The 10,720-nt window shown below is 50.0% G+C and carries 11 protein-coding genes; 6 read left to right on the top strand and 5 right to left on the bottom strand.

Annotated elements, in window-relative coordinates; all coding sequences use genetic code 11:
* Positions 1 to 205: 205 nt before the first annotated feature.
* On the bottom strand, positions 206 to 676 hold the full coding sequence (gene argR / locus E0D98_RS17570; RefSeq protein WP_001257846.1) for a transcriptional regulator ArgR: 471 nt from the start codon (positions 674 to 676) through the stop codon (positions 206 to 208).
* A gap of 434 nt (positions 677 to 1,110) precedes the next feature.
* On the opposite strand from argR, the gene mdh reads away from it, so the two are divergent.
* Entirely contained in the window at positions 1,111 to 2,049 is a 939-nt protein-coding gene (gene mdh, locus E0D98_RS17565) for a malate dehydrogenase (protein WP_001307415.1), read from the top strand.
* A 62-nt stretch (positions 2,050 to 2,111) separates the two neighbouring features.
* On the opposite strand, the gene degS is transcribed toward mdh, so the two are convergent.
* From degS to zapG, 3 genes are all read right to left on the bottom strand, one after another.
* Positions 2,112 to 3,179, bottom strand: a complete 1,068-nt coding sequence (gene degS / locus E0D98_RS17560; protein ID WP_000497723.1) for an outer membrane-stress sensor serine endopeptidase DegS — start codon at positions 3,177 to 3,179, stop codon at positions 2,112 to 2,114.
* Between the two features lie 89 nt (positions 3,180 to 3,268).
* Positions 3,269 to 4,636, bottom strand: coding sequence for a serine endoprotease DegQ (gene degQ / locus E0D98_RS17555; protein ID WP_001295271.1), 1,368 nt, complete (start codon positions 4,634 to 4,636; stop codon positions 3,269 to 3,271).
* 153 nt (positions 4,637 to 4,789) lie between these two features.
* Complete coding sequence (gene zapG / locus E0D98_RS17550) at positions 4,790 to 5,188, bottom strand: Z-ring associated protein ZapG (protein ID WP_001295270.1); 399 nt, start codon at positions 5,186 to 5,188, stop codon at positions 4,790 to 4,792.
* Between the two features lie 193 nt (positions 5,189 to 5,381).
* Between zapG and zapE the strand changes: the two genes are divergently transcribed.
* The 5 genes from zapE to sspB all read left to right on the top strand — a co-directional run bounded on the left by zapE (position 5,382) and on the right by sspB (position 9,100).
* Entirely contained in the window at positions 5,382 to 6,509 is a 1,128-nt protein-coding gene (gene zapE, locus E0D98_RS17545; RefSeq protein ID WP_001192313.1) for a cell division protein ZapE, read from the top strand.
* 218 nt (positions 6,510 to 6,727) lie between these two features.
* Positions 6,728 to 7,156 carry a 50S ribosomal protein L13 gene (gene rplM / locus E0D98_RS17540; RefSeq protein ID WP_000847559.1) on the top strand — a complete coding sequence of 143 codons (429 nt, stop codon included), beginning with the start codon at positions 6,728 to 6,730 and terminating at the stop codon, positions 7,154 to 7,156.
* A gap of 15 nt (positions 7,157 to 7,171) precedes the next feature.
* Positions 7,172 to 7,564 carry a 30S ribosomal protein S9 gene (rpsI, locus tag E0D98_RS17535; protein WP_000829818.1) on the top strand — a complete coding sequence of 131 codons (393 nt, stop codon included), beginning with the start codon at positions 7,172 to 7,174 and terminating at the stop codon, positions 7,562 to 7,564.
* A 394-nt stretch (positions 7,565 to 7,958) separates the two neighbouring features.
* On the top strand, positions 7,959 to 8,597 hold the full coding sequence (gene sspA / locus E0D98_RS17525; protein WP_000257293.1) for a stringent starvation protein SspA: 639 nt from the start codon (positions 7,959 to 7,961) through the stop codon (positions 8,595 to 8,597).
* A gap of 5 nt (positions 8,598 to 8,602) precedes the next feature.
* Complete coding sequence (gene sspB, locus E0D98_RS17520; protein WP_131890791.1) at positions 8,603 to 9,100, top strand: ClpXP protease specificity-enhancing factor; 498 nt, start codon at positions 8,603 to 8,605, stop codon at positions 9,098 to 9,100.
* 42 nt (positions 9,101 to 9,142) lie between these two features.
* On the opposite strand, the gene dcuC is transcribed toward sspB, so the two are convergent.
* The gene (dcuC, locus tag E0D98_RS17515) at positions 9,143 to 10,510 is read right to left on the bottom strand and encodes an anaerobic C4-dicarboxylate transporter DcuC (protein ID WP_000466976.1); all 1,368 of its coding nucleotides are present in this window, start codon (positions 10,508 to 10,510) and stop codon (positions 9,143 to 9,145) included.
* Positions 10,511 to 10,720 lie beyond the last annotated feature (210 nt).

Here is a 10,720-nt window from a genome sequence, read left to right as displayed (position 1 = left end):
AAAATACGGTTATTTATCGTTAATTCTAGTGTTTTCAATTAGATAATGAATTTTGCATAATGTGCTTTTTTTACCTTATGTATTCATTGTGTGAATGACATGTCGCAGTAAAACGCACTATTCGTTAAATTAATCGCAGGGGAAAGCAGGGGGTTGAGAGGGATAAGCAACATTTTCCCCGCCGCCAGAAGCGACGGGGCAGAGATTAAAGCTCCTGGTCGAACAGCTCTAAAATCGCTTCGTACAGGTCTTTGACGGTGAAACCGTTAGCAGGGGTGGTAAAGATGGTGTCATCGCCAGCGATGGTGCCCAGAATACCTTCTGCTTTGCCCAGTGAGTCCAGCAGGCGAGCAATTAACTGCGCCGCGCCAGGGCTGGTATGAATCACGACAACTGCATCGTTGTAGTCGATATCCAGCACCAGATTTTTCAATGGACTGGAGGTGGTTGGTACACCCAGTTCAGCTGGCAGGCAGTAAACCATTTCCATTTTGGCATTGCGTGTACGTACAGCACCAAACTTGGTCAACATCCGCGAGACTTTAGACTGATTAATATTGTCAAAGCCTTGCTCCTGCAACGCGGCGACGATTTCGCCCTGGGAGCTAAATTTCTCTTCTTTAAGTAATGCTTTAAATGCTTTAACTAGTTCTTCTTGCTTAGCCGAGCTTCGCATAAGTCACCCGATATGGTGGTTGATACAACATTATTGTGCATACAGATGAATTTTTATGCAAACAGTCAGCCCTGAAGAAGGCTGAAATAATGTTATGAAAGAGCGGGATTTTATCAAATTTCGTTATTGAGAAACATGCCTGCGTCACGGCATGCAAATTCTGCTTAAAAGTAAATTAATTGTTATCAAATTGATGTTGTTTTGGCTGAACGGTAGGGTATATTGTCACCACCTGTTGGAATGTTGCGCTAATGCATAAGCGACTGTTAATTACGTAAGTTAGGTTCCTGATTACGGCAATTAAATGCATAAACGCTAAACTTGCGTGACTACACATTCTTGAGATGTGGTCATTGTAAACGGCAATTTTGTGGATTAAGGTCGCGGCAGCGGAGCAACATATCTTAGTTTATCAATATAATAAGGAGTTTAGGATGAAAGTCGCAGTCCTCGGCGCTGCTGGCGGTATTGGCCAGGCGCTTGCACTACTGTTAAAAACCCAACTGCCTTCAGGTTCAGAACTCTCTCTGTATGATATCGCTCCAGTGACTCCCGGTGTGGCTGTCGATCTGAGCCATATCCCTACTGCTGTGAAAATCAAAGGTTTTTCTGGTGAAGATGCGACTCCGGCGCTGGAAGGCGCAGATGTCGTTCTTATCTCTGCAGGTGTAGCGCGTAAACCGGGTATGGATCGTTCCGACCTGTTTAACGTTAACGCCGGCATCGTGAAAAACCTGGTACAGCAAGTTGCGAAAACCTGCCCGAAAGCGTGCATTGGTATTATCACTAACCCGGTTAACACCACAGTTGCGATTGCTGCTGAAGTGCTGAAAAAAGCCGGTGTTTATGACAAAAACAAACTGTTCGGCGTTACCACGCTGGATATCATTCGTTCCAACACTTTTGTTGCGGAACTGAAAGGCAAACAGCCAGGCGAAGTTGAAGTGCCGGTTATTGGCGGTCACTCTGGTGTTACCATTCTGCCGCTGCTGTCACAGGTTCCTGGCGTTAGTTTTACCGAGCAGGAAGTGGCTGATCTGACCAAACGTATCCAGAACGCAGGTACTGAAGTGGTTGAAGCGAAAGCCGGTGGTGGGTCTGCAACCCTGTCTATGGGCCAGGCAGCTGCACGTTTTGGTCTGTCTCTGGTTCGTGCACTGCAGGGCGAACAAGGCGTTGTCGAATGTGCCTACGTTGAAGGCGACGGTCAGTACGCCCGTTTCTTCTCTCAACCGCTGCTGCTGGGTAAAAACGGCGTGGAAGAGCGTAAATCTATCGGTACCCTGAGCGCATTTGAACAGAGCGCACTGGAAGGTATGCTGGATACGCTGAAGAAAGATATCGCCCTGGGCGAAGAGTTCGTTAATAAGTAATTAATTAGCGAATAATAAAAAACCGGAGCACAGACTCCGGTTTTTTGTTTTGAGCACTCGACTTAATTGGTTGCCGGATATTCCTGAATGGTGACCTGCAGCGTTAACTGCTTATCATCACGCATCACTACAACCGGGATCACCGAACCAGGGCGAATTTCTGCCACCTGATCCATCGTCTCCAGAGCAGAGATGGCCGGTTTGTTATCCACCGAAATAATCAGATCGTTGACCTGAATACCCGCATTCGCCGCCGGGCCGTCAGGTGACACTTCATTAACCACGATCCCTTGCAGTTGATCTATACCACCGCCCTGCGCGTGCAGTGGTGCGATCTCGCGTCCGCCGATACCAATGTAGCCGCGGATCACGCGACCATCGCGGATCAGCTTATCCATAATTTTGGTTGCTAACTGGAAAGGAATCGCAAAGCCGATACCTTCCGGCGTTTCGCCATCGTTACTCTTATCAAACGACAGCGTGTTAATGCCCATCAGTTCTCCCAGCGAGTTCACCAGCGCGCCGCCAGAGTTACCGTGGTTAATGGAAGCATCGGTTTGCAGGAAGTTTTGCCGCCCGGTCGGGTTCAGACCGATTCGACCCGTAGCACTAATAATCCCCTGGGTAATGGTCTGCCCGAGGTTGTACGGGTTACCGATCGCCAGTACCACGTCGCCAATGTGCGGTACGCGACGTGCATTGATCGGAATGGTAGGTAAACCGCCAGTGGCATTAATTTTAAGTACCGCCAGATCGGTTAGAGAGTCAGATCCCACCAGCAATGCTTCAAATACACGTCCATCCTGTAAGGCGACGATGATCTGATCGGCGTCGTTGATGACGTGTTTATTGGTGATGATATAACCGCGTTGATCCATGATTACACCGGATCCCAGGGTGCGGATCTCAAGCTGGTTGTGAGAGTTGGTGTTCAAACCACGGTTGTAAACGTTAACCACCGCTGGCGCGGCGCGGCGAACCGCCAGATTATAGCTGGCAGGCGTCTCATCGGTACTGTCAAATTGCGGAGTGGAAAGCGGGTTAAGGCTGCGCAGCGAAGGCATGGCAACCAGCAGAATAGCGCCGACAATTAATCCAATCGCAACGGAACGTAAGAGCTTCACAAACATGATGGAGGCGTCATTAAAAAAGGGAACGGCAGCAGCATACCACGAGTTAACCGGACATCACACGTAAGCCTGATGCCCGGTTTACGACATTAACGCATCAGCAGATAGATGCTTTCATTGCCGCGTACAATTTGCAGGGCGATGATGGCCGGTTTTGCCGCCAGCACTTTACGCATTTCAGCAATCGAGTTCACCCGATCGCGGTTGACGCCAATGATCACATCGTCTTTTTGCAAGCCAGCCTGAGCAGCTGGGCTTCCTTTGACAACTTCATCGATTTTAATACCTTTGCCGCCATCTTTTAGCTGACCATCGCTCAACGTTGCACCTTCCAGCGCTGGCGTGATCATTTCAGCGCTGGCCGACGAAGAGGTGCTGGTATCGAGCGTCACTTCTACTTCCAGTGGTTTGCCGTTACGCAGCAGGCCAAGCTTCACTTTCGTGCCCGGCTCGGTGGTCGCGATACGAGAGCGCAACTCAGCAAAGCTATTCAGCGGTTTGCCGTTGAGGCTGGTAATAATATCGCCCGCTTTGACGCCCGCTTTTGCCGAGCCAGAACCTGGCAACACTTCGCTGACAAACGCGCCACGCTGCACGTCAAGGTTGAAGGCTTTGGCGATATCGGCACTCATCTCGGTGCCTTTGATGCCTAACAAACCGCGTTTGATTTCACCAAAGTCGATAAGCTGCTGCGCCAGTGTTCGCGCCATATTACTGGGGATGGCAAATCCAATCCCGACGCTCCCGCCGCCAGGCGCAAGGATTGCAGTGTTGATGCCAATTAACTCACCGTTAAGGTTTAATAGTGCACCGCCGGAGTTACCGCGGTTAATGGAAGCATCTGTCTGGATAAAGTTTTCCAGACCTTCAAGATTCAACCCGCTGCGGCCTAATGCGGAAACAATGCCAGAGGTGGCGGTTTGCCCAAGGCCAAATGGGTTACCGACCGCTACGGCAAAATCACCGACGCGCAATTTATCGGAGTCGGCAATAGCGATTTGCGTTAATTTGCTCGGGTTTTGAATTTGTAACAGGGCGATATCGCTCTGGTCATCGCTACCAATCAGTTTTGCATCAAACTCGCGCCCATCATTGAGCTGAATACTGATTTTCTGTGCCTGATTAATCACATGGTTGTTGGTCAGCACATAGCCTTTACTGGCGTTGATGATGACACCGGAACCTAAACCTTCGAAGGGTTGTGCAGGTTGATCCGGTAAATCATCACCAAAAAACTTTTTGAATTCTTCCGGGATTTTCTGTCCCTGACTGGCCGTTCCTTCCACCCGTACGCTCACCACTGCCGGAAGCACTTTTTCCAGCATTGGAGCCAGACTGGGGAGAGGGGCCTGATCGGCAACCTGGCCTGGAATCGACGCGACGGCCTGAAATGACGCCGAGAGAGTTAACCCGACACTTAACGCTAATGCACTCAACAGCTGGGTTTGTTTTTTCATTATTCCTGCTCTCGTACCTGAATGATAAGAAAAGAGATTCAAAACAGTTTGATGTTATTGAATTTTCAGACGGCTAACAATGAGACACCAGATTAAATGATAGTCGGGGAGGGAGAGAAGAGGAGGGCGCAATTGCTGCGCCCGAAAAATAAATTAGTCGCGCTTCGCGCCAGTACGCAGCAGGCCGGATGCGCCTTCAGAATAGTCGCGAGGCATCTGCACCGGTGCCTGATCGTTGCTGGCTTCAGATTCTGCCAGACGATTACGGAACGGGTTTGCTTCAGCAGACAGTTCCGGCAGCAGGCTGCTGGAGCTTTTCGCCATGTGCTGATACAGCTGGCGATAGTCGTGCGCCATGGTATCCAGTAATTCCGCGCTGCGGGCAAAGTGGCTAACCAGCTCTTCGCGATACTCGTCCAGTTCAGCTTTATTCTTTTCCAGTTCGTACTGCAACGCCTGTTGCTGGCGTAGTTTACGATTACCAAAACGCATGGCCACAGCACCAATAATGATGCCGACGACTAACCCAATTAGCGCATATTCCCAGGTCATGAACATCTCCCGTTGTCTTTTGTTTCCGTAGGGTGTTGGCTTCAGGCTCCATGCCTGCGGCTGATTATGCCACTATAACCGTTAATTCCACAGAAGTGGAATCCCGACTGCATATCGCGTAGTGTAGAACGGCCTTTTTTTCGTCAACCGTGAACAACGGCGCACCGATTATTCAAGGAATAACAATAAGATCATGCAAAGCGTTACCCCAACATCGCAATACCTGAAGGCGCTTAATGAAGGCAGCCATCAACCCGACGACGTCCAAAAAGAGGCCGTCAGCCGCCTGGAAATTATTTATCAGGAACTCATCAATAGCAGGCCACCAGCCCCCAGGACGAGTGGGCTAATGGCGCGGGTCGGTAAGCTGTGGGGTAAACGCGAAGACACAAAGCATACGCCAGTGCGTGGCTTATATATGTGGGGCGGTGTAGGACGCGGGAAAACCTGGCTGATGGACCTTTTCTATCAAAGCCTGCCGGGAGAGCGGAAACAGCGCCTGCACTTTCACCGTTTTATGCTGCGGGTGCATGAAGAGCTAACTGCCTTACAGGGGCAGACCGATCCGCTGGAAATTATTGCCGATCGCTTTAAAGCCGAAACTGACGTGCTCTGTTTTGACGAATTTTTTGTTTCTGATATTACCGACGCCATGCTACTTGGCGGTCTGATGAAAGCCCTGTTCACCCGCGGTATTACCCTGGTAGCGACGTCAAATATTCCGCCGGACGAACTTTATCGAAATGGCCTGCAACGTGCGCGTTTTCTGCCTGCAATCGATGCCATTAAACAGCATTGTGATGTAATGAACGTGGACGCTGGTGTTGATTATCGACTGCGTACACTCACTCAGGCGCATCTGTGGCTTTCGCCACTCAACGATGAAACCCGGGCGCAGATGGATAAACTATGGTTGGCGCTGGCGGGGGCGAAACGAGAAAATTCACCGACGTTAGAAATCAACCATCGGCCATTGGCGACAATGGGCGTCGAGAACCAGACGCTGGCGGTCTCTTTTACTACGCTGTGCGTCGACGCCCGCAGTCAGCATGACTATATTGCGCTCTCACGTCTCTTTCATACGGTCATGTTGTTTGATGTACCAGTTATGACGCGGTTGATGGAGAGCGAAGCGCGGCGCTTTATTGCGCTGGTGGATGAGTTTTACGAGCGCCATGTCAAATTAGTGGTGAGTGCAGAAGTGCCGCTGTATGAAATTTATCAGGGCGATCGGCTGAAGTTTGAGTTCCAGCGTTGCCTGTCACGTCTGCAAGAGATGCAAAGCGAAGAGTATCTGAAGCGCGAGCATTTGGCGGGTTAAAACCTGTCACAAATCACAAAAAGGGGTCGATCTTTGACCCCGACTTCTCTATAATCCTGCGACCCCACGTTACAAGAAAGTTTTTTTCCCAAAACTTTTTGTGTGCTGGCATAGGCTATTCGAAGGGGTAGGTTTGCCGGACTTTGTCGTGTGAACCTCAACAATTGAAGACGTTTGGGTGTTCACCAACGTGTAACTATTTATTGGGTAAGCTTTTAATGAAAACTTTTACAGCTAAACCAGAAACCGTAAAACGCGACTGGTATGTTGTTGACGCGACCGGTAAAACTCTGGGCCGTCTGGCTACTGAACTGGCTCGTCGCCTGCGCGGTAAGCACAAAGCGGAATACACTCCGCACGTAGATACCGGTGATTACATCATCGTTCTGAACGCTGACAAAGTTGCTGTAACCGGCAACAAGCGTACTGACAAAGTGTACTATCACCACACCGGCCACATCGGTGGTATCAAACAAGCGACCTTTGAAGAGATGATTGCTCGCCGTCCTGAGCGTGTGATTGAAATCGCGGTTAAAGGCATGTTGCCAAAAGGCCCGCTGGGTCGTGCTATGTTCCGTAAACTGAAAGTTTACGCGGGTAACGAGCACAACCACGCGGCACAGCAACCGCAAGTTCTTGACATCTAATCGGGATTATAGGCAATGGCTGAAAATCAATACTACGGCACTGGTCGCCGCAAAAGTTCCGCAGCTCGCGTTTTCATCAAACCGGGCAACGGTAAAATCGTAATCAACCAACGTTCTCTGGAACAGTACTTCGGTCGTGAAACTGCTCGCATGGTAGTTCGTCAGCCGCTGGAACTGGTCGACATGGTTGAGAAACTGGACCTGTACATCACCGTTAAAGGTGGTGGTATCTCTGGTCAGGCTGGTGCGATCCGTCACGGTATCACCCGCGCTCTGATGGAATACGACGAGTCCCTGCGTTCTGAACTGCGTAAAGCTGGCTTCGTTACTCGTGACGCTCGTCAGGTTGAACGTAAGAAAGTCGGTCTGCGTAAAGCACGTCGTCGTCCGCAGTTCTCCAAACGTTAATTGGCTTCTGCTCCGGCAGAAAACAATTTGCGAAAAAACCCGCTTCGGCGGGTTTTTTTATGGTTAAATTCTGAATCAGCGTAAAAATTGGAAAGTTGCTTTTTGCTACCGTCTGACAGACAGGCAAAACAAAAACCACATCGCCAATAAGGGACTAAGTCAACTATTTCAGACTAAAGCGCATCTCTTTTTCCCCATTTCCGGCATCGACTCACCACAAAGGTCGCAAAATCTGGTAAACTATCATCCAATTTTCTGCCCAAATGTCGGGTATTGCTCATTTTTTGTTTGATTTTCGAACAAAGAGAGTCGTTCCTTACTGGGTAACACAACTTCTGACTGGCCACCTGGTGGCTGGTAGCAGTAAAAATTCTGACTATACCTGGAGGTTTTCATGGCTGTCGCTGCCAACAAACGTTCGGTAATGACGCTGTTTTCCGGTCCTACTGACATCTATAGCCATCAGGTCCGCATTGTGCTGGCTGAGAAAGGTGTAAGTTTCGAGATCGAACACGTGGAAAAGGACAATCCGCCTCAGGATCTGATTGACCTCAACCCGAATCAGAGCGTTCCGACCCTGGTGGATCGTGAGCTGACCCTGTGGGAATCTCGCATCATTATGGAATATCTGGATGAGCGTTTCCCGCATCCGCCACTGATGCCTGTTTACCCGGTAGCTCGCGGTGAAAGCCGTCTGTACATGCATCGCATCGAAAAAGACTGGTACACGCTGATGAACACCATCATCAACGGTTCAGCTTCTGAAGCAGATGCCGCACGTAAGCAACTGCGCGAAGAACTGCTGGCGATTGCGCCGGTCTTCGGTCAGAAGCCGTACTTCCTGAGCGATGAGTTCAGCCTGGTCGATTGCTATCTTGCTCCGCTGCTGTGGCGTCTGCCGCAACTGGGCATCGAGTTCAGCGGCCCGGGTGCGAAAGAGCTGAAAGGCTATATGACCCGCGTCTTTGAGCGTGACTCTTTCCTTGCTTCTTTAACTGAAGCAGAACGTGAAATGCGTCTGGGCCGGAGTTAATCTGTATGGATTTGTCACAGCTAACACCACGTCGTCCCTATCTGCTGCGTGCATTCTATGAGTGGTTGCTGGATAACCAGCTCACGCCGCACCTGGTGGTGGATGTGACGCTCCCTGGCGTGCAGGTTCCTATGGAATATGCGCGTGACGGGCAAATCGTACTCAACATTTCGCCGCGTGCTGTCGGCAATCTGGAACTGGCGAATGATGAGGTACGCTTTAACGCGCGCTTTGGCGGCATTCCGCGTCAGGTTTCTGTGCCGCTGGCTGCCGTGCTGGCTATCTACGCCCGTGAAAATGGCGCAGGCACGATGTTTGAGCCTGAAGCTGCCTACGATGAAGATACCAGCATCATGAATGATGAAGAGGCATCGGCAGACAACGAAACCGTTATGTCGGTTATTGATGGCGACAAGCCAGATCACGATGATGACACTCATCCTGACGATGAACCTCCGCAGCCACCACGCGGTGGTCGACCGGCATTACGCGTTGTGAAGTAATACAAAAACAGGCCCTGGTGGCCTGTTTTGTCTTTTAATGGCTTAATAAAATAGCGTGATTGTGGCAATCATATTCACCACGAAACCGACTGCCATGGGGATCGCTGTTCGCTTCACCACCGCAAAAGGCGAAACGCCTGCAATTCCTGACGTAACGACCACCACCGCAGTAATCGGCGAAACCGCGCGCGCTAGCGTCGTGGCAAAATGCATCGGCATAATCATTACAACCGCTGGTACATGTAATCCGGCTGCGATATTCGGAATAAGACTGGCAAATGACATAAACGGCGCATTGCCAGAGCCCATCACAATGGCACAAATGGCAATGACTAGCGCCATAATAATCATCACGCCAATACCGCCCAGACCAGAATGCTCCGCACCCCTGATAACCGCATCAACAGTGCCAATCGTCGTTAAGCCTTTCGCAAATATTTCACCCGCGACCACCAGCGTTACCACGTTGGCAAACTGCGTACCCATGCCGTCAAAAAACGCCTGCACATCGTCCATTGTTTCGCGCAAGTTATGCTTGCGGAAGAACTCAACAAACATCGTCACCGTCAAACTCAGTAACATCACCACCACCAGATGCAGTTCTGACTGCATCAGCCCGATGTGGGCGAGGAACAGCGAGCCGAGCATCAAGATTAACGGCATCACAGGTAAAATGGCGTAATAGAGCGGCGGGACATTATCGAGAGCTTTTAGCTCTGCCTGTTCGTGATTGATATTTTTATCTTTTTTGTCAAAAGCGCGTTGCACGAAAAAGTGGGAGATCGCCACCGAGATAATGACGCAAGAGGCGACCGGAAGCTGGTAGTGGAAGAAGTAAGTGGCAATTTTCATTCCCGCGACCTGGGCTGCAAAAATGGAGTTCGTTTCCAGAATCCCCCACTCAATGGACATCGTGGTTGCGATAACCGCCACCGCAGAGAGGCGACTTACTCCCAGACTCACCAGCGTCGGAAATAAGGTGACCATCAGCAACATACCCAGGCCGGAGGCGCTGGTAATAAACTGCGCCATGATTTGGCCGATGACGTAAGTTGCCGACAGAATAATATACGGCGAGCGAATGAGTTTTAACGGGCGGCTTAGCAAGCTCACCATCGCGCGACTGGCTCCTGTGCGCTCCATGTAGCGGGCATAACCGCCCACCGCCATAATCGACAGCCCCAATCCGGCAATGCGGTTGGACAGCATGCGCAGGATTTCATTATAAATATCGACGATCAAGTAGCCGCTGCTTTTGGCGGGATCGAGTACACCACCGAACCCTAACCAGACACCGCACATCATCAGGAAGATACCTGCGGCAGCCAGCAGCACCTGAGGTTTGTAGTTTTTCAGGATCAAATAGCCCATCGTAATTAATACGATGACAGATATAATTATGCCGAACATTGTTGAACTCCGTGTCAAAAGAAAACGGTCAATCCCATAAACGGCAGATTGAAAACAATGATGTTATATTTTTTGCAAGTCTATTTATGGTGCGGATGTCGTGTTTTTAATTGTAGGTGAGGTGATTTTTCATTAAAAAATATGCGCTTATGATTATTTTGTAAGAACACATTCATAATATTCATAATGCGCGTGAATAGTCTTATAAAT

It is taken from the genome of Escherichia sp. KCJ4928 (genome assembly GCF_004352695.1).
Taxonomy (GTDB): Bacteria; Pseudomonadota; Gammaproteobacteria; order Enterobacterales; family Enterobacteriaceae; genus ECMA0423.
Note: the sequence above shows the minus strand (reverse complement) of the source record. Positions and strands in the feature narration are given on the sequence as shown.

Excerpts from the sequence above, each read along its gene's own strand:
- argR (WP_001257846.1), bottom strand. The coding sequence starts at position 676 with ATGCGAAGCTCGGCTAAGCAAGAAGAACTAGTTAAAGCATTTAAAGCA.
- mdh (WP_001307415.1), top strand. The coding sequence starts at position 1,111 with ATGAAAGTCGCAGTCCTCGGCGCTGCTGGCGGTATTGGCCAGGCGCTT.
- degS (WP_000497723.1), bottom strand. The coding sequence starts at position 3,179 with ATGTTTGTGAAGCTCTTACGTTCCGTTGCGATTGGATTAATTGTCGGC.
- degQ (WP_001295271.1), bottom strand. The coding sequence starts at position 4,636 with ATGAAAAAACAAACCCAGCTGTTGAGTGCATTAGCGTTAAGTGTCGGG.
- zapG (WP_001295270.1), bottom strand. The coding sequence starts at position 5,188 with ATGACCTGGGAATATGCGCTAATTGGGTTAGTCGTCGGCATCATTATT.
- zapE (WP_001192313.1), top strand. The coding sequence starts at position 5,382 with ATGCAAAGCGTTACCCCAACATCGCAATACCTGAAGGCGCTTAATGAA.
- rplM (WP_000847559.1), top strand. The coding sequence starts at position 6,728 with ATGAAAACTTTTACAGCTAAACCAGAAACCGTAAAACGCGACTGGTAT.
- rpsI (WP_000829818.1), top strand. The coding sequence starts at position 7,172 with ATGGCTGAAAATCAATACTACGGCACTGGTCGCCGCAAAAGTTCCGCA.
- sspA (WP_000257293.1), top strand. The coding sequence starts at position 7,959 with ATGGCTGTCGCTGCCAACAAACGTTCGGTAATGACGCTGTTTTCCGGT.
- sspB (WP_131890791.1), top strand. The coding sequence starts at position 8,603 with ATGGATTTGTCACAGCTAACACCACGTCGTCCCTATCTGCTGCGTGCA.
- dcuC (WP_000466976.1), bottom strand. The coding sequence starts at position 10,510 with ATGTTCGGCATAATTATATCTGTCATCGTATTAATTACGATGGGCTAT.